General features: G+C 66.1%; 23 protein-coding genes. 13 read left to right on the forward strand and 10 right to left on the reverse strand.

Annotation, left to right across the window (positions count from 1 at the left end):
- Nucleotides 1-143 precede the first annotated feature (143 nt).
- Nucleotides 144-1,325, reverse strand: a complete 1,182-nt coding sequence (locus tag AC6I6X_RS14105) for a tubulin/FtsZ family protein (RefSeq protein ID WP_497931160.1) — start codon at nucleotides 1,323-1,325, stop codon at nucleotides 144-146.
- 251 nt (nucleotides 1,326-1,576) lie between these two features.
- A complete protein-coding gene (locus tag AC6I6X_RS14110; RefSeq protein WP_497931161.1) occupies nucleotides 1,577-2,491 on the reverse strand; it encodes a complex I NDUFA9 subunit family protein in 915 nt (304 codons plus the stop codon).
- Nucleotides 2,492-2,604: 113 nt separating this feature from the next.
- On the opposite strand from AC6I6X_RS14110, the gene tmk reads away from it, so the two are divergent.
- Together tmk and pdhA are read left to right on the forward strand one after the other, a co-directional pair.
- On the forward strand, nucleotides 2,605-3,228 hold the full coding sequence (tmk, locus tag AC6I6X_RS14115; protein ID WP_497931162.1) for a dTMP kinase: 624 nt from the start codon (nucleotides 2,605-2,607) through the stop codon (nucleotides 3,226-3,228).
- A 156-nt stretch (nucleotides 3,229-3,384) separates the two neighbouring features.
- Nucleotides 3,385-4,431: a pyruvate dehydrogenase (acetyl-transferring) E1 component subunit alpha gene (gene pdhA / locus AC6I6X_RS14120; protein ID WP_497931163.1), complete on the forward strand. Its 1,047-nt coding sequence runs from the start codon at nucleotides 3,385-3,387 to the stop codon at nucleotides 4,429-4,431.
- 354 nt (nucleotides 4,432-4,785) lie between these two features.
- On the opposite strand, the gene AC6I6X_RS14125 is transcribed toward pdhA, so the two are convergent.
- Nucleotides 4,786-5,016, reverse strand: coding sequence for an Lrp/AsnC ligand binding domain-containing protein (locus AC6I6X_RS14125; protein ID WP_497931164.1), 231 nt, complete (start codon nucleotides 5,014-5,016; stop codon nucleotides 4,786-4,788).
- 114 nt (nucleotides 5,017-5,130) lie between these two features.
- On the opposite strand from AC6I6X_RS14125, the gene AC6I6X_RS14130 reads away from it, so the two are divergent.
- Together AC6I6X_RS14130 and AC6I6X_RS14135 are read left to right on the forward strand one after the other, a co-directional pair.
- Nucleotides 5,131-5,832, forward strand: a complete 702-nt coding sequence (locus tag AC6I6X_RS14130; RefSeq protein WP_497931165.1) for a potassium channel family protein — start codon at nucleotides 5,131-5,133, stop codon at nucleotides 5,830-5,832.
- Entirely contained in the window at nucleotides 5,832-6,062 is a 231-nt protein-coding gene (locus AC6I6X_RS14135) for an Lrp/AsnC family transcriptional regulator (RefSeq protein WP_497931166.1), read from the forward strand. Before AC6I6X_RS14130 ends, AC6I6X_RS14135 begins: the two co-directional genes overlap by 1 nt.
- Before the next feature lie 268 nt (nucleotides 6,063-6,330).
- Here the strand turns inward: AC6I6X_RS14135 and AC6I6X_RS14140 are convergent, their stop codons facing one another.
- On the reverse strand, nucleotides 6,331-6,861 hold the full coding sequence (locus tag AC6I6X_RS14140) for a DUF5813 family protein (RefSeq protein WP_497931167.1): 531 nt from the start codon (nucleotides 6,859-6,861) through the stop codon (nucleotides 6,331-6,333).
- Nucleotides 6,862-7,035: 174 nt separating this feature from the next.
- Here AC6I6X_RS14140 and AC6I6X_RS14145 point away from each other — a divergent pair, with 174 nt between their 5' ends.
- The gene (locus tag AC6I6X_RS14145) at nucleotides 7,036-7,203 is read left to right on the forward strand and encodes a hypothetical protein (RefSeq protein ID WP_497931168.1); all 168 of its coding nucleotides are present in this window, start codon (nucleotides 7,036-7,038) and stop codon (nucleotides 7,201-7,203) included.
- A gap of 117 nt (nucleotides 7,204-7,320) precedes the next feature.
- On the opposite strand, the gene AC6I6X_RS14150 is transcribed toward AC6I6X_RS14145, so the two are convergent.
- The 3 genes from AC6I6X_RS14150 to AC6I6X_RS14160 form a co-directional block, all read right to left on the reverse strand.
- Entirely contained in the window at nucleotides 7,321-8,607 is a 1,287-nt protein-coding gene (locus tag AC6I6X_RS14150) for an O-acetylhomoserine aminocarboxypropyltransferase/cysteine synthase family protein (RefSeq protein ID WP_497931169.1), read from the reverse strand.
- Between the two features lie 290 nt (nucleotides 8,608-8,897).
- Nucleotides 8,898-10,421, reverse strand: a complete 1,524-nt coding sequence (gpmI, locus tag AC6I6X_RS14155; protein WP_497931170.1) for a 2,3-bisphosphoglycerate-independent phosphoglycerate mutase — start codon at nucleotides 10,419-10,421, stop codon at nucleotides 8,898-8,900.
- Between the two features lie 176 nt (nucleotides 10,422-10,597).
- Entirely contained in the window at nucleotides 10,598-10,858 is a 261-nt protein-coding gene (locus AC6I6X_RS14160; RefSeq protein WP_497931172.1) for a hypothetical protein, read from the reverse strand.
- A gap of 206 nt (nucleotides 10,859-11,064) precedes the next feature.
- Between AC6I6X_RS14160 and AC6I6X_RS14165 the strand changes: the two genes are divergently transcribed.
- Nucleotides 11,065-12,342 (forward strand): DNA double-strand break repair nuclease NurA, encoded by a 1,278-nt coding sequence (locus AC6I6X_RS14165; protein ID WP_497931173.1) that lies wholly within the window; start codon nucleotides 11,065-11,067, stop codon nucleotides 12,340-12,342.
- A 90-nt stretch (nucleotides 12,343-12,432) separates the two neighbouring features.
- On the opposite strand, the gene AC6I6X_RS14170 is transcribed toward AC6I6X_RS14165, so the two are convergent.
- Entirely contained in the window at nucleotides 12,433-12,777 is a 345-nt protein-coding gene (locus AC6I6X_RS14170; RefSeq protein WP_497931174.1) for a DUF7113 family protein, read from the reverse strand.
- Nucleotides 12,778-13,094: 317 nt separating this feature from the next.
- On the opposite strand from AC6I6X_RS14170, the gene AC6I6X_RS14175 reads away from it, so the two are divergent.
- A complete protein-coding gene (locus tag AC6I6X_RS14175) occupies nucleotides 13,095-13,721 on the forward strand; it encodes a DUF7344 domain-containing protein (protein ID WP_497931175.1) in 627 nt (208 codons plus the stop codon).
- Nucleotides 13,722-13,976: 255 nt separating this feature from the next.
- Nucleotides 13,977-15,848 (forward strand): ATP-binding protein, encoded by a 1,872-nt coding sequence (locus AC6I6X_RS14180; RefSeq protein WP_497931176.1) that lies wholly within the window; start codon nucleotides 13,977-13,979, stop codon nucleotides 15,846-15,848.
- A gap of 11 nt (nucleotides 15,849-15,859) precedes the next feature.
- On the opposite strand, the gene AC6I6X_RS14185 is transcribed toward AC6I6X_RS14180, so the two are convergent.
- A complete protein-coding gene (locus tag AC6I6X_RS14185; protein ID WP_497931177.1) occupies nucleotides 15,860-16,468 on the reverse strand; it encodes an alpha/beta hydrolase in 609 nt (202 codons plus the stop codon).
- Nucleotides 16,469-16,719: 251 nt separating this feature from the next.
- Between AC6I6X_RS14185 and AC6I6X_RS14190 the strand changes: the two genes are divergently transcribed.
- A complete protein-coding gene (locus AC6I6X_RS14190; RefSeq protein WP_497931178.1) occupies nucleotides 16,720-17,538 on the forward strand; it encodes a PspA/IM30 family protein in 819 nt (272 codons plus the stop codon).
- Between the two features lie 139 nt (nucleotides 17,539-17,677).
- Nucleotides 17,678-18,019: a hypothetical protein gene (locus AC6I6X_RS14195; protein ID WP_497931179.1), complete on the forward strand. Its 342-nt coding sequence runs from the start codon at nucleotides 17,678-17,680 to the stop codon at nucleotides 18,017-18,019.
- Between the two features lie 63 nt (nucleotides 18,020-18,082).
- On the opposite strand, the gene AC6I6X_RS14200 is transcribed toward AC6I6X_RS14195, so the two are convergent.
- Nucleotides 18,083-18,592: an FxLYD domain-containing protein gene (locus AC6I6X_RS14200; protein ID WP_497931180.1), complete on the reverse strand. Its 510-nt coding sequence runs from the start codon at nucleotides 18,590-18,592 to the stop codon at nucleotides 18,083-18,085.
- 224 nt (nucleotides 18,593-18,816) lie between these two features.
- Between AC6I6X_RS14200 and AC6I6X_RS14205 the strand changes: the two genes are divergently transcribed.
- The 3 genes from AC6I6X_RS14205 to AC6I6X_RS14215 all read left to right on the forward strand — a co-directional run bounded on the left by AC6I6X_RS14205 (nucleotide 18,817) and on the right by AC6I6X_RS14215 (nucleotide 21,690).
- Entirely contained in the window at nucleotides 18,817-19,869 is a 1,053-nt protein-coding gene (locus AC6I6X_RS14205) for a DUF7972 family membrane protein (RefSeq protein ID WP_497931181.1), read from the forward strand.
- Nucleotides 19,870-20,011: 142 nt separating this feature from the next.
- Nucleotides 20,012-21,037: a DUF7972 family membrane protein gene (locus AC6I6X_RS14210; RefSeq protein WP_497931182.1), complete on the forward strand. Its 1,026-nt coding sequence runs from the start codon at nucleotides 20,012-20,014 to the stop codon at nucleotides 21,035-21,037.
- A gap of 188 nt (nucleotides 21,038-21,225) precedes the next feature.
- Nucleotides 21,226-21,690, forward strand: a complete 465-nt coding sequence (locus AC6I6X_RS14215) for an AAA family ATPase (protein ID WP_497931183.1) — start codon at nucleotides 21,226-21,228, stop codon at nucleotides 21,688-21,690.
- The last annotated feature ends 6 nt before the right edge of the window (nucleotides 21,691-21,696 follow it).

A 21,696-nucleotide genomic window follows, 5' to 3' on the forward strand; every position in this document is an offset into this window, starting at 1 on the left:
CAAAAACACGTCGGAGTCTCTAGTAGCCCGACGCCCGTTCGATCGCGTCTCGCGAATCGACGCGTCGGGCGACGATCGGTCCGCCCCCTTTCCCGAGTGCGTCTCACTGCCGTCGGCGTCCGCCGTCGAAAACTGCCGGTGGCTCAGAACAGCGGTTCCAGTTCGTCCTCGTCGTCCTCGACGAGTTCCTCGAGGTTCTCCTCGCTCTCGGACTGGATGTCGTCGATGTTGTCCTGTGCCTCGATCGCGACCTGCTGGAGCCGCTTGATCCGCGGGACGTTCGTCACGCCGGATAGCAGGATGGCGGCGGCGACCTCGGGTTCGCCCCGCGGGAAGTCGCCACCACGGACTTCCATGCTCCCGGTCTCCTCTTCGAGCCACTTGCGGCCGCGTTCGATGCCTTTCCGGTTCAGGTACTCCGAGGGACCGGAGAGCACGAGCAGGGCGCGTTCGGTGCCTTCGATCTCACACGGAAGCGTCAGCCGGCCGAGTGCGGCCTTGCGGACGAGGCTGGTGATGCGGTTGGTCGTGTTCGCGGCGTCGAGATCGTCGTCGCTGCCGCCACCGTCGCCGGTAAAGCGCGAGAGGAGGCCACCGCCCGTGTTGAGTTCGACCTCCTCGCTCGCGAAGCCGACGGTCGAGACGCCGCCCCCGGAGAGCGTGTTGATGATCTCCGAGGAGTCGACGACGCTCTCTGCGACCTCCTGGCCGTCGCCCACTTCGCCCGCACCGAAGAGGATCCCGAAGCGTCGGACGATCTCCTCGTTGATCTGTTCGTACCCGCCCTCGACCGACTCGCCGGTCTGTCGCCAGGAGTCGTTGTCGAAGACCAGCAGGTTGTCCACTTCGCGGACGAACGTCTGGAACGATCGGGCCGCGTTGAGCGTGTAGATCCCGCCCTCGTCCGTCCCGGGCAGGACGCCCAGCCCGTAGACGGGGATGGTGTAGATCCGCTTGAGGTGTTTCGCGAGAACGGGCGCGCCGCCGGAACCCGTCCCGCCGCCCATGCCGGAGACGATCAGGAACGCGTCGACCTCGTGGGTCGGGATCTGATCGATCGCGTTCTGGACCTCGTCGATGTCCTCCTCGGCGACTTCCGCGCCGAGTTCGTTGTCAGCACCCACGCCGTGGCCCTTCACGCGGGCCTGGCCGATGAGTACGCGGTTCTCCTGTGGAATGTTGTCGAGACCGATGAGGTCCGCCTTCGCGGAGTTGACCGCGATCGCCGCGCGGACGATCCCGCTGTTGGTGCGATCGTCGTAATCGAGGAATCGATCGACGATTTTGCCACCGGCCTGTCCGAATCCGATCATCGCCAGCTTCATTGTTTGTCAGGGGGCTCCGTTGGATTGGTAACAGTGGTATTAAGGATATAAATCTTCTGATTATGTGAATTTCTCTCATAATTTTGTATTACTCGAAACCAGTCGACAGCACGGCTATTCGGGGGCGTATTCTGATCGAGAAAACAGGTGTTACTATCAGAGTGAAATCCCTTTATGGGAAGTCTTTGGGCCGATAGCCACCGGCCCGGCCGCGTCGTCCCGGGGACTCCCGTATCGATCGGAAGAGGCGCTCACGCCGACTGTCGCTCTCGGACGGGGCGTGGTTCGATACCGAGATACGATCGGAGCGTCCGCAACTCGTCCGGGTCGACGCCGAACGCGGTGACGTCGTTGTCGACGACGGTGTTGTCGAACTCCAGCGATCGCGCCTGGTCGGGACCGAACGGGACGAACGGGAGCGGATCCGCCGCCGTGAGTCCGAGTTTCGCGATCGGCATCGGGATCGGCAGGACGGTGACGGACTTGCCCTCGGCCTCGTAGGCCAGTTCCGTCACGTCCGCGAGCGTGACGATCTGCGGGCCGGCGAGTTCGTAGATTTCGCCGACGTGCGCGTCGTCCTCGAGCGCGTCCGCGAGCATGGAAACGAGGTCGCCGACCCAGATGGGCTGGAACCGGGTCTCGCCGCCGCCGGGGAGCGCCGTGACGAACGGCGTCGTCAACGTCTTCGTGAACTCGACGAACTCGCCGCCGTCGCCGAACACCACCGACGGGCGAACGATCGTCCACGCGAGATCCGACTCCCGGACCACCCGTTCGGCCTTCCCCTTGGCGCGGATGTAGTCGGTGTCGCCGTTCGGATCGGCGCCGAGGGCGCTCATCTGGAGGAACCGATCGACGTCACCGTCCTCGGCGGCGCGGAGGAGGTTCTCGGTCCCGCCGAGGTGGACGTCCTCGTGACTCCGATCACCGCGGGATTTGTACAGCGGGGACAGCGAGACGAGGTTGACGACGGCGTCGTGGTCCGCGACGGTCTCCGCGATCGAGTCGTACGCGCCGACGTCCCCCATCGCGAGGGCGACGCTCGCCGGAAGATCGCTCCCCTCCGGGTCGCGGGACAGCGCCGCGACGTCGTGGCCGCGGTCGTCCAGTTCCGCACAGAGGTTCGTTCCGATGAAGCCGGTGCCGCCGGCGACGAGGACCTTCATACCGAGAACATGTACTCGAGACGGTAAATAACTGGACGGCTACACTGTAAGGGATCGCGGCGGGGACGTAACCTCTCGACAGATTGTAGTACCAGTCACGACGAGAGGGGAGCATGCTGGTCACGCTCGAGGGACTGGACGGCAGCGGCAAGACGACGGTCTGGGAATCCCTGCAGGAGACGTATCCCGACGCCGTCTTTACCCGCGAGCCGACGGACGACTCGTGGTACGGCGAGGCCGTCTCCCGATCGATCGCGGACGACGACGCCGACCCGCTGGCGGAACTCTTTCTGTACACCGCGGACCACGCCGACCACCTCTCGCGCGTGATCGAACCGGCCCTCGAGCGGGGCGACCTCGTGGTCTCCGACCGGTACTCCGACTCCCGCTTTGCCTACCAGGGCGCGACGCTCGCAGCGGACGAGCGACTCGGCGATCGACTCGCGGATCCGCTCCAGTACGTCGTCGACGTGCACGACCCGTTCTCGATCCAGCCCGACCTGACGATCTACCTCGACCTCGACCCCGAGACGGCGGCCGAACGGGCCGGGACAACCAACAAGTTCGAGCACGCCGAGTACCTCGCCGCGGTCCGGGACAACTACGAGCGACTTGTCGAGCGCGATTCCGATCGATTCGTTCGCGTGGACGCGAGCCGGGAGCCAGCGGCGGTGCTCGATCGGGTCGAGCGCGTCCTCGCGTCGGCGCTCGAATCCGACGAGTACAGTAGCCACTGACAGTCAGTGTCCACCTGACCGCAGGACGGCGTTGCGATCGGTGTGTAAACCGTTTCAGTGGCTACGACGGGGCGACGACCGGCGACGTCGGTGGACACGGGTTCGTTTCGGAGGTCATTTCGCAATCACTTTCACGGCCCGCGGTGACGACCCCCCATGCACCGCGTCATTGGTGAGACGTCGCTTGCAGCGAGCCGAGTGAACGCGGAGGACGCCCTCGCGTGTTACCGGGACATGGTGCGGACGCGTCGGTTCGACGAGCGGGCACTCGCCCTCCAGCGGCGGGGCTGGATGAGCGGCTACCCCCCGTTCAAGGGGCAGGAAGCCTCGCAGGTGGGGGCCGCCCACGCCCTCGCCGAGAACGACTGGCTCGTCCCGACGTACCGATCGAACGCGATGCAGATCGCACACGGCGTGCCGATGAGCGACATCCTCCTCTTTCGGCGGGGCTACCCCGAGTACACGTCCGACCACGACCTGAACGTGTTCCCGCAGGCGGTACCGATCGCGACCCAGATCCCCCACGCGGCGGGGCTGGGAATGGCCGCGAACTACACCGACTCCGAGGAGGCCATCTGCTGTTACTTCGGCGACGGCGCGACCTCCGAAGGGGACTTCCACGAGGGACTGAACTTCGCCGGCGTCTTCGACGCCCCGGTCGTCTTCTTCTGTGAGAACAATCACTGGGCCATCTCGCTCCCCCGCGAACGCCAGACCGCCAGCGCGACCATCGCCCAGAAGGCCGAGGCGTACGGCTTCGAGGGCGTCCGCGTCGACGGCAACGACCCGCTCGCGGTCCGCGAGGTCGTCACAGAGGCGCTCGACGCCGCCCGCGAGGGCGATCCCGTCCTCGTCGAGAGCCTGACCTACCGGCAGGGCGCCCACACGACCAGCGACGACCCCACGCGGTACCGCGACGATCGCGACGACCTGCCCGACTGGCGCACCGCCGATCCGCTCGATCGGTACGAGTCGTTCCTCCGCGAGGAGGGCGTGCTCGACGACGACCTCGTCGGCGAGATCGAGGCCGAGGCCGAGCGGGAACTCGAGGAGGCGGTCGAAATCGCCGAATCGACGCCCATGCCCGATCCCGAAGACGTGTTCGACCCCGTCTACGACGAGGTGCCGCCCAGACTGGCCGACCAGCGGGCGTGGCTCGAGGACTTCACGGCGGCGGAAGACGTCCGGGAACTGGAATACTGATACGGACCGCTGTCCGTCAGTTCCGGCGCACCCGCGGACAGGTCGCGGGTGTGCCGGTCACTCGGTATCGCACACAAATCGTCGCCGGATCCGTACGACCCGATCGAGAGGGGACTCGAGAATCTCGTGACCCGGGGGAGGGCAGGCCAATCGCCGACCATCGACCGTGAGCGACTGGCGAGAGCGAACGGGCCGCCGTCCGATATGAGCGAGTTAGCGATAGCGCGGCGCTACGCGCCGCGGAGAGACGAGCGGCGCAAGCCGGGAGTCGAGCGAACGGAGGGAGGTGGCGTTTCATCGACGTGTTGCCGAGTGCGGTCGCTTTGGGACCGCATGCAGCGCAACAGTTCGGCCCTAGTCCATCGCGATGTACGTCTTCGTGTCGGTGACGCCGTCGAGGCCCTGGATGTTCGACGAGACGACCTTCAGAACGTCGTAGACCTCCTGGGCGTCGACCTCCGTGATGATGTCGTAGTTGCCGGCGACGATGTGGGCGTCGGCGACCGACTCGAGATCCCTGATCGACGCGAGGAGGCCCTCGGATTTCCCTGCGGCCGTCTTCACCATAATAAACGCGTGAACCATCTCTCTCGGTAGTGTGGTACACTATCACACGACTAAAGCCTTTGGTCGATCGGCGATCGATTGGTATGAGACACCAGGGCAAACTTATTGACCGGGGCGGGCGTACCCCTGCCCATGCGGTTCGTGATCATCGGCGCGGGACGGGTCGGTCTGCGCACAGCGCGCGTCTTACGCGAGGAGGGCCACGAGGTGACGGTCATCGAACGCGACGAACGGAAAGCCGACCGGGCCCGGGACCAGGGCTTTACCGTCGTCGTCGGTGACGGCTCCCGAGAGGCGCTCCTCGAGGAGGCGGGCATCAGCGAGGCCGACGCGCTCGGTGCGCTGACCGGCGACCTGAACGTCAACTTCACCGCCTGCATGATCGGGGACCACTACGGCGCCCGGACGATCATGCGCATCGACGAGGCCTACCGCGAGGGGATCTACCGGAAGTACGCCGACGAGGTCGACGAGGTGATCTACCCCGAGCGACTCGGCGCGATCGGTGCCAAGAACGCCCTCCTCGGCGGGACGATCCGCGCGATCGCGGACATCGCCCAGAACCTGCAGGTCGTCGAACTCACGGTCACGAACGGCGCCCCCGTCAACGGCTACACGATCAGCGAACTGGAACTCCCGGCCGACGCGACCGTCCTCGCGTTCGGCAAGCGCAACGAACCCCTCGAGATCCCCACCGAGGACCTCTCGCTCGAGGACGGCGATCGCCTCGTCGTCCTCGCGGACTTCGAGGTGCTTTCCGACGTCAGACAGTTGCTCGTCGGCGAGAATCCGGATCTCGCGGCCGCCAACGCGGGCGCCGGAGGTGTCAACTGATGGTTACGGCATTCGTCATGATCAAAGCGAACACGGGCGAGGCGGATCGGCTCAGAGACAGCGTCGAATCGATCGAGGGCGTGCAGTCGGCACACATCGTCGCAGGGGACGTCGACATCATCGCGAAAGCCCGGGTCGAGACGCCCGCCGCGGTTAAGGAGATCGCCGCGACCCAGATCCAGGGTATCGACGGCATCGAGGACACGCAGACGTATATCGCGATGGACTAGAACCCAACTGTTGCGCTGCGTGCTGTCGCTGCGCGAACGCACTCGGCAAAACTTGGACGAAAAGCACTCCTCCTTCCCTTTCATTCGCTCGACTCGCGGCGCCACGCGCCGCGCTATCGCTCACTCCAGGTCAGTCGTCGGCCCGCTCGAGAGTGCCCGTGGCGCTCTCCCGCGGTCGGTGATCGGTTGACCTGCCTTCCCGCCCCCGGGTCGCGCGGCTCTCGGTTTTCTCGAGTCGCGCTCCCGGCCACAGCGATCGGAACAGCGGTCACATCGGCATCCCGCCGCTACTCTCGTCTCCGTCCGCAGCCTGCTGGCCGCGGTTCTGGGCGTTCTCGAGCAAGGTTGCGGCTTCGCCGCGGTACTCGTAGCCCGGGATGATCCCCTGTGCGTACGTTCCCTCGACGAACTCGATCAGGGCCTTGGCGTCCTCGACGCCCTCGCCGGCGTCCCAGGCGGTGTACTCGAGCGTGACGGTGACGTCGTCGCCCTCCCGATCGACCGCCGGCTCCTCGTGGGTACTCGTGTGGGCGACGGTGAAGACGTCCTGCAGGCGGCGCTCGAGCGTCTCGAACCACCCGTCCTCGACGACGGGCGCGACGGACTCACCGGCCACTGCGGCGTCGAGGGTCGGCAGGCGGACGGTGGCGGTGAAGCGACCGTCGCGTTTCCCCTCCGCCTCGTCGGCGGTGACGATCGCGTCGAAGACCGTCGTCGTGAGTTCGTAGCCGTCGTCGGCCGACGCGAAGGCGTCGTGGGCGTCGAGTTCGCGCTCGACGGGCGCTGGAAGGTCGGTCATCGAGCGACTAGACGGGCGTGGCAAAAAAGGGTGTTACGCTGTCCTACTCCGTTTCTAGTGACACTTGACCGTGAAACCGCCAGCCGAAACGGGAGCCGTTTCGTGACGGTAGTGCTGGATTTCCGTGGGCAAACGCCCTGCATTACTACAACGGATCCCGGTATGTTAGTCAGCATGACTCTCGACAGACACGCCGTCGAGCGCCAGCGCTTCGCACGACTGCTCGGTACCCACGAGGAACTCGGGTCGGGCCTCCCGATCGGGTCCGAGTCGAGCGTGGGACAGCCACCGTCCTCGCGGTCCGATTCCGAAGAGAACCCGGAGCACGTAGACGATCGCTAGCCGGTCGCTCGCGTCACCCGAGGTACGAAATCGTGGTCTAACACGGCCGGAACGGCTTCGTACGCCTCGAGACGGGGGCCGTCGGCCGAGACCGACAGTATCGCGATCGGTGCAGACTCAGGCCTGCTCGATCGCCCGATCGAGATCGGCGATCACGTCGTCGACGTCCTCGATGCCGACCGAGAGGCGCACGAGGTCGTCCGTGACGCCGCTTGCGAGTTTCTCTTCCTCCGTGAGTTGCTGGTGAGTCGTGCTCGCGGGGTGGATGATCAGCGTCTTCGCGTCGCCGACGTTCGCCAGCAGGCTGGCGAGGTCGACCTCGTTGCAGACGGTTTCGGCCGCGTCGTACCCGCCCTCGAGTCCGAAGGTGATCATGCCGCCGTAGCCGCCGTCGAGGTACTCGTTCGCGTTCTCGTGGGTCTCGTGACTTTCGAGACCGGGATAGTTGACCCACGCGACGTCGGGACGGTCCTCGAGGTACTCCGCGACGGCCATGGCGTTCTCGCAGTGTTTCTTCATCCGCAGGGGCAGGGACTCGAGTTTCTGGAGGGTGACCCAGGCGTCGAACGGCGACTGCTGGTTCCCCAGGTCACGGAGGCCACGAGTGCGTGCTGCGATCGCGAACGCCTGCTCGCCGAAGGTTTCGTGGAAGTTGACCCCGTGGTAGGCCGGATTGGGTTCTGCGAGCTCGGGGTAGTCGCCCTCGTCCCAGGGGAACGATCCGCCGTCGACGAGGATCCCGCCGACGGTCGACCCCGCGCCGTGGATCCACTTCGTCGTGGAGTTCCAGACGAGGTCAGCGCCGTGCTCGAGCGGCCGGCACAGGTAGGGCGTGGCGAACGTATTGTCGACGAACAGCGGCACGTCGTGGTCGTGGGCGATGTCGGCGATCCGCTCGATGTCCGGCGTCACCAGGGCGGGGTTGCCGATCGTCTCGAGGTGAACGAAGGCGGTGTTCTCGTCGATCGCCTCCGCGTAAGCCTCGTAGTCGAGCGTGTCGACGAACGTGGTCTCGACCCCGCGTTTCGCGACGGTGTGGGTGAGGTACGTGTAGGTGCCGCCGTACAGCGACGACGAGGAGACGATGTTGTCCCCGACGTCCGCGAGGATGAACGTCGCGAGGTCGAACGCGGCCATCCCCGAGGCCGTGGCGAGGGCACCGACCCCGCCCTCGAGCGTCGCGATCCGCTCCTCGAGCATCGCGTTCGTCGGGTTCATGATCCGCGAGTAGATGTTGCCGAACTCCTCCAGTCCGAACAGGGCGGCCGCGTGCTCGGTGTCCTCGAACTCGTAGGAGGTGGTCTGGTAGAGCGGCGGTGCGCGCGCCCCCGTGGTCGGATCCGGTTCCTGCCCGGCGTGGATGCTGTCGGTCGCGAAACGGTGATCGTCGCTGCGGTCTCCCATAACCGGTGCCTGCCACCGGAGGAAGATAATCCTCCCAGTAGCTGCAAAATCGGACGCTATCCCGGTTCTCGCCGAACGAATTCGGATTCCCGGCGGCACGCTGATCGCACGGCCTCGCGTGGCGACCACCAGCGATCGACGCGTAAGCAGGCGCCGCGTCCGACTCCCGCGGTCGAATCGCGACGTCTGCGATCGGGTTCCGGGGCCGTTCAGACGACTACTGTCCGTCAGTTTCGGCGCAACCGCAGGACGTTCGCGATTGCGCCGGGAACTCGGTACAGCGGACCGTCTCACTCGAGCAGCGGCTCGCCGGTCATCTCGGGCGGCTGGTCGACCTCGATCAGTTCGAGCATCGTCGGCGCGATGTCGGCGAGCGTGCCGCCCTCGCGGACGGTCCGGCCGCCATCGGTCCCGCGCGAATCAACGTAGACGAACGGCACGTCGTTGTACGTGTGCGCCGTGTGCGGATCGTCCTCGGTCCCCATGTCGTCCGCGTTACCGTGATCGGCGGTGATCAGCACGTCCGCGCCGACGCCCTCGAGGGCGTCCACGAGTCGGCCGAGTTGCGCGTCGACCGCCTCGACGGCCTCGATCGCGGCCTTGTAATCCCCGGTGTGGCCGACCATGTCCGGGTTGGCGTAGTTGAGGACGAGCACGTCGGGATCGTCCGATCGAACGGTGTCGATCGCCGTGTCGGTGACCTCGGGGGCGCTCATCTCGGGCTGAAGGTCGTAGGTCGGTACGTCGGGGCTCTCGACGATTTTCCGGATCTCGCCGTCGAATTTGATCTCGCGGCCGCCGTTGAGGAAGTAGGTGACGTGGGCGTACTTTTCCGATTCGGCGATCCGCAGTTGCGTCTTACCCGCGTCGGAAAGCACCTCGCCGAGCACCTGTTCGGGCTGGGTGGGCGGGTAGGCCACGGGGAGGTCGAACGTCTTGTCGTACTGGGTCAGCATGACGACCGCCGCGTCGGGCGGGCACGTCTCGAACTCGTCGGCCCAGTCTGCGGGCCGGATGTCGGCGAGCATCCGCGTGAGCTGTCGGGCCCGATCGGAGCGGAAGTTGAACCAGACGACCGAATCGCCGTCCTCGAGCGCGGGCCGTCCAGAGATAACGGTCGGCTCGACGAACTCGTCCGTCTCGCCCCGATCGTAGGACGCCTCGACGGCGTCGACCGCCGACGCGGCCTCGTACTCGGCCTCGCGGCTCACGATCGCGTCGTACGCCCGCTTCGTGCGGTCCCAGTTCTGGTCGCGGTCCATCGCGTAGTACCGGCCGGTCACCGTCGCCACGTCGCCGGCCCCGTGCTCGTCGACGACGTCCTCGAGCGTCGCGAGGTAGTCGCGGCCGCCGGTCGGCGAGGTGTCGCGGCCGTCCGTGATCGCGTGCGTGACCGCCTCGACGTCCCGATCGCCGGCGAGTTCGATCAGCGCGTGGAGGTGCTCGTGGTCCGAGTGGACGCCGCCGTCGCTGACGAGGCCGACGAAGTGGATCTTCCCGTCGTTCTCGCGAGCGTTGGTAAATGCCGTGTTGATCGCGTCGTTCTTTCGGAACGAACCGTCCGCGATCGAGTCGGAGATGCGGGTGTACTCCTGGTAGACGACTCTGCCGGCGCCGATGTTCAGGTGGCCGACCTCGCTGTTGCCCATCTGGCCCTCGGGGAGGCCGACGCGCCGGCCGGCCACCTCCAGGGTCCCGTACGCGCCCGCGCCGGCGAGCCGATCGAAAACGGGCGTTCGGGCCGCCTCGATCGCGTTCCGTCCCTCGCCGTCGCCGAGTCCCCAGCCGTCGAGGATGATCAACGCAGCGTCCATGTGCGACGGGAACGGATCCGGGCGTAACTAGCTGTCGTTGTCGATTCCGGGTCGATCGGGGTGAATCGAAGTGGGGTGTGTCAGCCGTTCGTCACCGAACGTATAAGAAAGGTGACGTTGCGTCGCGCCGATCGATCAACGACGCCCGATCGGGACGAATCGGCCGGCGCGCGCCGTCAGGCGTGGTCGTGATCGAACGTCGCGCCGCAGTCGCCACAGACGGTGCCGCTGCCGGGTTTGCTCCGCTGGGCGAAGACGGCACCACACTCATCACAGACCATGAACAGTCGGTGTTCGGGGGAGACGCCGGCCTCGAATTCCATGTGGACCCAGGCCTCGGGATTGGCCTCGTCGTAGACCGTCACGCCGGAGTTCGTCTGTCGCCAGTTGATCGAATCGTCGGTCACGTCGGCCGTCTCCAGACCTCGCTTTGACATCGGGTATCCGCAGCCATGCGACCACGTCATATAATTTTTCTGATGATAATTTACCCGCTCACGAGTTAACCACGGACTGGTACCCCCAAGCATCGGCCGATGCGGGAACCCGGACGAACGCCATCGGTTTCCCGCACCGGATCAGGCTCGGTACGCCACTACGGCCGACCACTGGATATTTGGGGATGGGGTTGGAGCCACCGTGCATGACACTCGATCCGGTCCACTTCGACGGCATCGCCCGCCTCGCGCGGCGGATCGACCACGGTGCCGACGAGCGCGACCGCCGTGCCTTCGCCGAGACGGTCTGGGCGGCGTTCCTCGACCCCCTCGTCCACGAGGGCCGGACGATCGTCGACCCGGTCGACGAACAGGCCCGGCGACTCGTCGACTGCGAGGACGTCGCCCTGCGCGATCGACCGTACCCGACCGAGCACGGCCTCGACGCGGGGACGATCAATCCGACGACGTTCAAGAACGGTCTCGTCATCGACATCGCACAGGCCGCGATGAGCGCGACCCCGAGCGACCTCGACCTCCACCGATCGCGGACCACCGTGATGACCGTCCACTCGAACGACGAGACGATGACGGTCGACGAGTCCTGGGACAAGTTCGACGAGGGCTACAGCCGGAGCCGAGCGGTCAAGATCCCGCCGCTCCCGCGGTTCGCCGAGGGCGTCGTCCACGCGCTGGCGCTGTACCTCGCCGAGAGCACCCACGCCCGCGACCACGCCGACGATGTCGCCGACCTGCTCGTGCTCGACGGGCCGCTCTACCCGCGCGGCCTGCTTCGCTGGGCCGACCAGCACCCCGACCTCGCCGACTTCCTGCTCGAGAACCCGCAGCCGAAGACGGTGCTGGAGAACTACGTTCGGCTGGTCGAGCGGTTCGTCGACCTGGACCGGCCGCTCGTCGGCTTCGTCAAGAACCCCGCGACGCGGGTCATCACGCGGACGCTGAAGGCGAAGCGCGACGCCGACGTCAGCGCCCCGTGGGCCGACGACGCCGCCCTGTTCACCCGCCTCCTTGAGCGCGGCGAGTACGTCGACGATATCGAGGGCCAGCGCTGGGAGCGCGACACGTCGGCCCTGACGTACACGAACTGGTTCCGATCGCGCGGGGGCGTCGATCGGCCCCTCTCGATCGACGGCGACGCCCTCGGCGTCGAGCGCGATCTCGATCCCGAACAGTACGAGGTGACGTTCTTCGTCGTCTACGACCCGCGCGACGACCTCTGCTACCGGATCGAGGCCCCCTACGCGTTCACCCGCGACCCGGAGACCCGCGAGCGGCTGACGATGCAACTCCTCCAGGACGTGGCCATCGCGCACGGGCCGCCGACCATCGTCGAGAAGGCCGACGAACTCGCCCGGATCGGCCGGTCGGAGAAGCGATCGCTCCGCGAGACGCTCGAGACGCAGTTCGACACGAGCCAGGACCGGACCTACGACGATCACCGCTGGGACGAGGAGTATCGCTAGCCGTCCGGAGAACGACCGGCGGTCGGGCCGACTGCGACTGCGGATCTGGGACGTCCAGCGGTCATCCACCGATCGCGACCGCGAACACGGTCACTCGGCGTCGCTGTGATCGTCCTTCTCGACCTCGAACTCGACTGCGTCCGGATCGACGCCGATCCGGGCGAACTGCGTCCGGACGTGTTCTTTCGCCTGTTCGAGCGCCTGGTCGCGGGTGTCGAACCCCCGCGGCATCGGGGATTCGAACGCGACGTTTACCTCCCGGCCGTCGACGAGCTGGGTCGTTCCGCCGCTGTCAACCTCGTAGAACTCGTCACAGACCCAGACGTACGCGGCGTCTTCGTCGGGCGCGCCACGAAAGGAGGGGGCCCGTTCACCGCGTTCGTACAGCGTCCCGGTGAGTTCGGTCCCACCCGCGCAACCGCGTACCATGAGCATACGGTCCTCTACGTGGTGTGGACGCAAAAAGACCGTGGAGTCCGGCAGATCGACGGCCGAAACCGGAATCGCGGTTCCGAAATCACCCGCTACTGCAGCCGCCGATCGACGCGATCGCGAGTAAGCGCCGATAACGTTGGTTCGGGAGCCGACACTACCGCGATCGGCAGACGGTCACGAGAGCCGGAACGAACGCGCTACGTGCCGATATCGGGCGTATAGGGGAACTACTTCCGCGCCGGCAAAGTAATGTCACATTCACAACCCAAATCGTTTTGGAAACGGGCTTATCCCCCTTGCACCAGTTGCAGTGAGTAATGAGTTCGGACGCCCCAATCGGCGGTAGGAGTACGCGGGAGCCACCGACGACCGTCCCGGCGGAGTGTTACGACGCGCTCCGGAATCCGCGGCGGATCCGGATCCTCGAGATTCTCGGTAGCCACGGAGCGCGACTCGGCCTCGCCGAACTGACCTCGGAACTCCTCGCCCGGGAATCGCGCGACCTCGCGAACGGGCAGGCGCGCCACGACGTCCGCGTAAGTCTCGTCCACAATCACCTGCCACGACTGGCCGAGTACGACGTCGTCGACTGGGACGTCGGCACCGGCGCCGAACTCGTCGACTCGTTCCCGATCGCGCCGGCCCAGTTGTCGGCGTTGCTCGAGTACACCGACTGCGAAAACGGGGCCGCGATCCTCGAGACGATCGTCCATCCGGTCCGGCTTCCGCTCTGTTCGATCCTCGCCGACAGCGATCGGCCGCTCTCGCTCGACGAACTCGCCGCCGAACTCGCAGAGCAAGACGTGGTCGTCGACGCCGACCGGGCCAGGATCGAACTCCACCACTCGCACCTCCCCGCGCTCGAGGACGCCGCCCTCCTCGAGTACGACGCCGACTCCCGCCTGGTGAGCGAAACCGACTACTCGCTCCCCACGCTGGTCTGAGAACCACCACGGATCCACGAACCGTCTCGTCTCGATCGACGGAACCGTCGATACCCGAACGTCCGAACTCCCTTCCTGGCGTCCCCGTCGAACACTCGTCTGAACTCCCTTCCTGGCGTCCCTGTCGAACGCTCGTTCGTAGCCGCGTCTGCGACGGTTCAGTTCGACTGATCGTCCTCCCACGCGGATCGTCGCCGATCGGAGACAGTCCGTCGGAGGGAAACGTGTTTGTGGAACCGGCGGGATGACTGTACCATGACCGATCTGGGCGACTTTGGCGAGTTTACTGCGGACGGCGCCGACGATTCGGCCGCGGGCGGCGGAACCGACCCGGCGTCGACGGCCGACGACGAACCGGACGCCGCGGACGAGGACGAGTTCGAACATACGTCCGTCGAGCCACGCGGGGACGACGTCGGCATCGGAACCATCTGCGTCTCCCAGGGCCTTCGTATCGCCGAGGACGACGACGACACCTCGCTCCGGGCGTACGTCACCCGCGGCAACCGATCGTCGATCCGCATCGGGAGCTACCTGATCGCGTCCTATCCGGACGGGGAGTCGTTGTTCTGCCGGATCACGGGACTCGAGTACGCCCAGCAGTACCACGCGGACGACGCGACGGAGATCCACGCCCGCCGGGCGATGCGGACCGACGGCGTCGACGAGGCCGACTACAAGTTCGTCGCGAGTCTCGAGCCAGTCGCGATCCTGTACGACGACAGCGCGGAGCAAAGCTCCGCGAGCAGCCGGACGCAGTCCGGCGACGACGGGGAACTGAAGCGACGAATGACCGACCGCGTCCCGAAGCCCCAGACGGTGATCGAGCGGGCGACCGACACCGAGCAGATCAAGACTGGGCTGAAGATGCCCGACGACGGCGTCTTCCTCGGGCACCTCTCCGTCGGCGGCGAGAAGGTGAAGACTGCGGCGACGCCGCCGACGATCGACTATCGCCTCAAGGACGACTACGCGGCGGGCGATCCGCTCGTCTTCCGGCACACGCTCATCGCCGGCGGCACGGGGTCGGGGAAGACCCACGGCGCGAAGAACGTTCTGCGCCAGTATCTCGCCGACGAGCGCCGGTATCCCATGGAAGACGGCCGATCGGTCCAACCGGCGGTCGTCCAGTTCGACCCGCAGGACGAGTACGCCCAGATGCACGACGACAACCCCGATCTAGACGACGACTTCGCGCGACGGCTCGATCGGGAGGGGATCGCCTACGGTGGCCACGACGACACGACGGTGTTCGTCCCGAGAGTCGGGTCGGCCTCGTACTCGGCGGGCCACCACCGCGCGGAGCAGGTCGAGTTCACCATTCCGTTCACGATGGTCCACGAGAACCCGTGGCTGGTCGCGGGCAGCGGACTGAACGACAACCAGTACGGCGCGCTGACGAGCGTCCTCCTGCCCCGGTTCCGCGAGCAGTACGGCTGGGACGGGACCTACGACGAGTTCACCACCTTCCTCGACGATCCGGCCCTGCGCGAGGAACTCGACGAGTCCGGCCGGGTCCACGAGGCGACGTTCGACGCCGTGCGCCGGCGCGTGCTTGGCTTCGGGCACGTCTTCGACCAGGACGCTCGCCCGATCACCGACCTCGTCCACGAGTTCGTCCGCCCCGGCGGCCTCTCGGTCGTCCCGACCTACCACGTCAACGACACCCGGGCGACGGAGGCCGTCGTCCTCGCGCTCTCCTCGCTGCTGATCGACCAGAAGCTCTCGAACGATCCGACCTACGATCGGATCAAGGAGACGCCCCTCGTGCTCGGGATGGACGAGGCCCACAACTTCCTGACCGACGCGGACTCGGTGCAGGCGGGCAAGGTCATCCGCAAGTTCACCGAGGCCGCCAAGCAGGGCCGCAAAGAACGGCTGGGGCTGTTCCTCATCACCCAGGACCCCCAGGACATCGACGACGCCGTCTTCAAGCAGATCAACACCACGATCGTCCTGAACCTCGGCGACGAGGACGCGATCAAGAGCGTCAACATCCCCAGCAACCTCGAGTCGAAGGTGCCCTACATGGAGAAAGGACAGATGGTCGTCTACTCGCCGGACAATTCCGAACCCGTCGAACTGATCGGCCTCCCGAAGTGCCTGACCCGCCACGGGCGGGACTGAGTCGCCGATCGCTACGCGGCGCCGGCCACCGTCCGCTCGAAGAACGAGCCGACCTCGCTCGCGATCGCGTCGTGCTGGTTGACGAAGAAGTGGTCGGCCGAGAACGTCACGACCTCGTCGCCCCGCTCACGGGCTCGATCGACGATCGGCTCCCAGTCGACGGTCGTGTCGCGTTCCCCGTAACAGACCTGGACGGGACAGTCGAGTCGGCCGTAGGCCGCGACGGCGTCGAGATCGGGGCCGAGCCGCGCCGGCGGGGCGAGGACGGAGACGGCCGAGACGGTCACGTCCACGTCGGCCGCGGCGAGCAGTGACTGCGCGGCGCCGAAGCTGAAGCCGAAGACGCCGACGCGATCGGCCCGCTCGCTGGCCCATCGAATCGCGTTCCGGACGTCCTCGCGTTCGCCCTTCCCCTCGTCCCACGGCCCGTAATCGAACCGGAGGCAGGCCATTCCCGCCGCCGTGAGGGCCTCGCTCACCGCCGTCAGTCGCCGATCCGATCGCGAGCCGCCGTGCTGTGGATGGGGCGGACAGGCGACGACGATCGCGTCCGGGTCGGCCGCGGGTTCGTCGAGGGTTCCCCGGACGTCGCGACCGCCGGGAACGAGTACGTCGGTCATGTCCGATCGTTCGCACCGCCGCCCTTAGTAGTCACTGGACGGAAGCGGATCACTGGTCAGATTCGCCGGCCGACGTCTTCGAGGTCGAGCGCGTTCGAGCGTGGCAGCGATCGGACCAGCACGAGCGGGGCGGCGATCGGGTCACTGATATCGACAGTCTGAGTCGGTGAACGGACGACGTACGGGGTTCATTCCGGCCATGACTGTCGTTAATGTGATGTTTTTAAGGGTGCCGAGCGAGACGTATGAGTATGGGCATCCTCTCTCGGGCCTCGTACGTCATCCGGTCGAAGATCAATTCGGTGCTCAACCGGGCGGAAGATCCGACGGAGACGCTCGATTACTCCTACGAGCAGATGCGTGACCAGCTCCAGGACGTCAAACGCGGTATCGCCGACCTCACCACGCAGAAAAAGCGCCTCGAGATGCAGAAGAAACGCCTCGAGGAGAACGTCGACAAACACAACGAGCAGGCCCGCACGGCCGTCGAACAGGACCGGGAAGATCTGGCGCGACGCGCCCTCGAGAAGAAGAAGACGAAGATGAACCAGATCGAGGACCTCGATCGCCAGATCTCGGAGCTCCAGAACCAGCAGGATCGGCTGATCGAGCAGAAAGACGAACTCCAGACGCGCATCGAGGAGTTCCGCACCAAGAAGGAGACGATGAAGGCCCGCCACGAGGCCGCGAAGGCCAGTTCCTCGGTCTCCGAAGCGATGACGGCAACCGGCGAGGAGTTCGAGGACGTCGGCCGTGCGATCGAACGCGCCGAGGAGCAGACCGAGGACATGGAAGCCCGGGCGGCCGCCATGGACGAACTCCACGAGAGCGGCGCGTTCGACGACGTCCTGTCAGACAAGGACAGCATCGATCGGGAACTCGAGTCGCTCTCGACCGACAGCGGGGTGGAGGCCGAACTCGAGACGCTCAAGTCCGACGTCGGCGTCGAGGAGTCGGCCGCCGATCCCGACGCGGTCGACGAGGAAGAGATCGAGGAGGTAGCGAGCGAGGTCGACGACGAGGAGATCGAGAGCGAACTCGCGGAACTGCAGGACGAAGAGAACAAGTAAGCGGGTCGAACAGCACCGTTTTATGCTAGACAGGTCCCCCGTGAGCAGTGCTCCCGCCGCCGCTTCCCGATCGGTTCTCTCACGAGCGATACCTGTCGCGGGGGAAATACATAGGACCTCCCGGATCGAACGTAGCCGTATGGTCTCGAAGGACTCGCTGTCACTGACCGATCAGGCCGTCCTGCTCGGGGTCGTCGCGCTCGATCGGGACGGTGAGACGCCGGTGCAGACACCCGAACTCAGGCAAGTGTGCAAGACGCGGCTGGACGGCGTCGAGACGGTCGTCGGAACGCTCACCGAGGCGGACGTGATGCGATCGCTCTACCGCCTCGAGGACGAGGGTATCGTCGAGGAGATCGCCGGATCGGAGACGTCGCCGACGGGGAAGGGCCGACCCGCCTACGCGCTGAGCGAGGGTCCGGACGCGATCGTCGACGCGGTCGACGACGACCTCGCCGAGGCGATGGAGTCGTCCTCGTAGGGCGCGAGAGGGTGACTCGTGCTCATCGACCGCCGAGGTGTCGACGCCACGGACGGACCGAACTCACGTCGGCGTTCCCAGGACCGTGATGTCGTAGTCCGCGACGTCCGCCGGGGACTCGAGGACGACCACCTGGAACGACCAGGACGATCCGCCGTTCAGGTCGCCGGTACTGGCGAGGTACTGGCCGAGCATGTTGCCGGCGTCGTCGTAGACCCGCGTCCGGACTTCGACGAACTGGATCCGATCGGACCCCGTGTTCGCGACGATTCCCTGAATGGTCGAGCCGAGATAGTTGTCTTCGACGACGAACTCGTGTTCGATCAGCGAGAGCGGATCGAGCGGCGTCACCGAGGTGTTCGGTTCCTGTACGGCGACCGCCTCGGCCGCGGCCATCTGGGACGCCGATCGGTTGGAAACGTTACTGGCGTTTCTCGCGTCGACGGACCCGTCCTCGTAGGTCGGTTCGCCGTCGAGCCCGCCGCTGCCCGTACAGCCGGCTGCTGCAGCCGTGATACCCGCACCGATCGATGTGAGCAGTCGCCGTCTGCTCGTCGGCTCCGAGCGGGTCATCGCCGAGCGTGCGTCCGCGAGGTAGTTTCGTCACCGGGCATACGGTGATTCGACACCACGAACGTATTTCAGTGTAGGCCCTGAACCGACAGCGGTTGCGCCACGAGACGCCGATCGGACGTCCGTTCCGACGACGCCGAGTCGCAACGAATCCGTGGCCGACGCGGACACGAGCGGTGTATGCAACGCAGGGCCTTATTGTCGGGACGGTAGAACGTGTCGCCATGGGGCCTTCGGAAACCGACGAGACGCTCGAGAGCTACGGGGCGGACGTCGGGGTGAAATCGGGAGCGCTGGCTGGATTTCGCGAGTGGTTCATAGTCGAGGGCAATCGCGTCGTCGTCGCGGGGCTCCTGTCGATCGTCGTCGTCGCTCTCTTGCTCGTCCTGCGCGAACTCGGTATCGTCTCGTTCGTCGACCCGAGCACCGTCACGCGGGTCGCAAGCGGGATGATCGCGGGGACGTTCTCGCTGGTCACGCTGGTCGTCTCGGTCAATCAGCTCATCCTCTCACAGGAGTTCAGTGCGGCCGGCAAAGCGCGCGATCGACTCGAAGACGTCGTGGAGTTCCGACGGGACGTCGCAGCCGACACGGGCGTTCCGGCGAGTCCGGCGACGCCGACCGAGATCCTCGAACTGATCGTCGAATCGATCCGACACGACGCCGCCGCCTTCGCCGACGCCGTGGCGACTCACGACGACGGGCACGTCCGCGAAACGGTCACGCGGTACACGAACAGCGTTCGAGAGCGGACCGGGCGCGTCGACGAGGTACTCGAGACGGGAGAGTTCGGCTCGTTTACCGCCGTCTCGGCGGCGATCAACTACGACGAAGCCTGGCATCTGCACGTCGCCACCCACCTGCGTGGCGAATACGGGGATTCGCTGTCACCAGTCGCGACGGACCACCTCGACGACCTGATCGACTCGCTGAAGCTGTACAACGTGGCCCGCGAGCAGTTCAAGACGACTTACCTCCAGCGGGAACTCACCCGGTTCTCGCAGCTGACGATCTATCTTGGCGTTCCGGCGATCCTGTCCGCGATCCTCATCGGCCTCCTGTACGCCGATTTCGCCGGTCCGAGCATCAGTACCGTCGTCCTCCCCTATGTCGTCATCGCGCTGATCGTCGTCGGCCTCTCGCCGCTCGCCCTCCTCGCGTCCTACATCCTGCGAACCGCGACCGTCACGCGCCGGACCGCGTCGGTCGGCCCGATGATTCCCCAGAAGGACCCCGACGAAGGGCCGTTCGACGTGACCTACGGCGAGGATCGGTAGTCGCTCCCACTCGTCGGCGTCCTCGCGATCGAGCCGGGGCCGCACTGGCCGAGCCCGGAGTCGAGGCCGATCGGACGACCGCGGGTTTGCTCACTCCCGCGGGGGTATTTTATCCGCCGACGTCGTTCGTTCGGCACGGTCAATGAGCGATTCGGACTCGAGCGAAGTGCTGAGTCAGCGGGCCGGCGTCGGCAGCACGCGGCTGTGGGTGTTGCTCCGGCTGAACCGGTGGCTCTTCACGGCGGCGATACTGGCGACCGTGTTCGCCATCCTGGTCGGGTTCAGCTGGCTCGGACTCACGCCCCTGCGCGTGATCGTCCAGCGGCACAACGGCACCTTCTGGATCTTCTCGGCGTTCATCGGGGCGATCATCACCGGGACGTCGATCGTCGTCACGATCAATCAGCTGGTCCTCTCCCAGGAACTGGGGGCGGTCGGCGACCAACGCGAGCGCATGCAAGAGGCCATGGGCTTTCGCCGGGACATCGAGGATAAACTCGAGGAAGACGCGACTCCGCCCGAACCGGCGGCGTTCCTCTACGAACTCGTCGACGGCATCGAGGAGGAAGCGACCGATCTCGAACACGCGATGGCCGGCGGCCACAGCGACGAACTGCAGGCGAAGATCGACGACTACGTCGACGACGCCGTCGAGAACGCGCAGGTAGTCAAGGACGACCTCAAGAGTGCCCAGTTCGGGACGTTCGACGTGATCTGGAACGCGCTCAACTTCAACTACTCCCGGAAGATTTACGACGCCCGCAAGATCCGCGCCGAGCACGACGACGAACTGTCTGACGACGCTATCGAGGAGATCAGCGAGATGATCACACTTCTCAAGTTCTTCGGGCCGGCCCGCGAGCACTTCAAGACGCTGTACTTCCAGTGGGAGCTGATCAACCTCTCGCGGGCCCTGCTCTACATCTCGGTGCCCGCGCTGACGGTGATCGCGCTGTTCTTGATGTACGTCGACGGGAGCGCGCTTCCCGGGACGACGCTGGGCGTCGACAACCTCGTCTGGGTGACGAGCGCGGGCTTCGTCGTCGGAATCTCCCCGTTCGTCGTCTTCAGCGTCTACATCCTCCGGATCGCGTCGGTTGCCAAGCGAACGCTCGCGATGGGGCCGTTCATCCTCCGGGAGTCCGAGCGCGACGAGGACCTGGGGTAACCTACCCCCCTCGCTCGGGGCGCTCGTCGTGGTAGCGGGCCCGATCGGGGCGCTCTTTCGGGCGCTGGCGATCGGGCCGTTCATCCACCGGGAGTCGGGCCGCGGCGAAGAGATCGAGTGGGAGCCGTAGCGATCGGAGAGCGACAGAAACGGAAGGGGTTACCCCGTTCGACGACGAGTGAGCGACCGTGATCCTCGTCGTCTGCGGCCCGCCCGGTGCTGGCAAAACGACGATCACGAACCGGGTTCGAGACCGTCTCGCCCGACGGGGCGTGCGCGTCGAGAGCCACCACTCCGACGAGTTCTCGAGTCGCACGTACGAACGACTCTACGAACGGGTCTCCGGGGGACCCGAGAACGCCGTCCACCTCGTCGACGGCACGTTCTACCGGCGCGAGTGGCAGACGCAGTTTCGCACCCTCGGGGACGTCCGGTTCGTCCACGTCACGGCGAGCCTCGAGACCTGCCTCGAACGCAATCGGTCGCGATCGGATCCGATCGACGAGCAGGGCGTCCACGTGGTCTACCGGGAGTTCGCTGACCCGGACGCCGACGTCGTGATCGACACTGACGACTGCACCGTGACGGAGGCGGTCGATCGGATCGTGGCCGCGCTGGCGGCGTGGGGCTGGCTCGCGGCGGCCGCCGAGTAAGTCCAC

The sequence above is a fragment of the Halosolutus sp. YCN4 genome (assembly GCF_059736495.1).

Bases quoted from the DNA above. Each gene is read 5' to 3' on its own strand.
- tmk (WP_497931162.1), top strand. From the start codon at position 2,605: ATGCTGGTCACGCTCGAGGGACTGGACGGCAGCGGCAAGACGACGGTC.
- AC6I6X_RS14110 (WP_497931161.1), bottom strand. From the start codon at position 2,491: ATGAAGGTCCTCGTCGCCGGCGGCACCGGCTTCATCGGAACGAACCTC.
- AC6I6X_RS14150 (WP_497931169.1), bottom strand. From the start codon at position 8,607: ATGGGAGACCGCAGCGACGATCACCGTTTCGCGACCGACAGCATCCAC.
- AC6I6X_RS14210 (WP_497931182.1), top strand. From the start codon at position 20,012: ATGAGCGATTCGGACTCGAGCGAAGTGCTGAGTCAGCGGGCCGGCGTC.
- AC6I6X_RS14185 (WP_497931177.1), bottom strand. From the start codon at position 16,468: ATGACCGACGTACTCGTTCCCGGCGGTCGCGACGTCCGGGGAACCCTC.
- AC6I6X_RS14170 (WP_497931174.1), bottom strand. From the start codon at position 12,777: ATGCTCATGGTACGCGGTTGCGCGGGTGGGACCGAACTCACCGGGACG.
- AC6I6X_RS14135 (WP_497931166.1), top strand. From the start codon at position 5,832: ATGGTTACGGCATTCGTCATGATCAAAGCGAACACGGGCGAGGCGGAT.
- AC6I6X_RS14105 (WP_497931160.1), bottom strand. From the start codon at position 1,325: ATGAAGCTGGCGATGATCGGATTCGGACAGGCCGGTGGCAAAATCGTC.
- AC6I6X_RS14160 (WP_497931172.1), bottom strand. From the start codon at position 10,858: ATGTCAAAGCGAGGTCTGGAGACGGCCGACGTGACCGACGATTCGATC.
- AC6I6X_RS14195 (WP_497931179.1), top strand. From the start codon at position 17,678: ATGGTCTCGAAGGACTCGCTGTCACTGACCGATCAGGCCGTCCTGCTC.
- AC6I6X_RS14145 (WP_497931168.1), top strand. From the start codon at position 7,036: ATGACTCTCGACAGACACGCCGTCGAGCGCCAGCGCTTCGCACGACTG.
- AC6I6X_RS14190 (WP_497931178.1), top strand. From the start codon at position 16,720: ATGGGCATCCTCTCTCGGGCCTCGTACGTCATCCGGTCGAAGATCAAT.
- AC6I6X_RS14130 (WP_497931165.1), top strand. From the start codon at position 5,131: ATGCGGTTCGTGATCATCGGCGCGGGACGGGTCGGTCTGCGCACAGCG.
- AC6I6X_RS14205 (WP_497931181.1), top strand. From the start codon at position 18,817: ATGGGGCCTTCGGAAACCGACGAGACGCTCGAGAGCTACGGGGCGGAC.
- AC6I6X_RS14140 (WP_497931167.1), bottom strand. From the start codon at position 6,861: ATGACCGACCTTCCAGCGCCCGTCGAGCGCGAACTCGACGCCCACGAC.
- AC6I6X_RS14180 (WP_497931176.1), top strand. From the start codon at position 13,977: ATGACCGATCTGGGCGACTTTGGCGAGTTTACTGCGGACGGCGCCGAC.
- gpmI (WP_497931170.1), bottom strand. From the start codon at position 10,421: ATGGACGCTGCGTTGATCATCCTCGACGGCTGGGGACTCGGCGACGGC.
- AC6I6X_RS14200 (WP_497931180.1), bottom strand. From the start codon at position 18,592: ATGACCCGCTCGGAGCCGACGAGCAGACGGCGACTGCTCACATCGATC.
- AC6I6X_RS14125 (WP_497931164.1), bottom strand. From the start codon at position 5,016: ATGGTTCACGCGTTTATTATGGTGAAGACGGCCGCAGGGAAATCCGAG.
- AC6I6X_RS14175 (WP_497931175.1), top strand. From the start codon at position 13,095: ATGAGTTCGGACGCCCCAATCGGCGGTAGGAGTACGCGGGAGCCACCG.
- AC6I6X_RS14165 (WP_497931173.1), top strand. From the start codon at position 11,065: ATGACACTCGATCCGGTCCACTTCGACGGCATCGCCCGCCTCGCGCGG.
- pdhA (WP_497931163.1), top strand. From the start codon at position 3,385: ATGCACCGCGTCATTGGTGAGACGTCGCTTGCAGCGAGCCGAGTGAAC.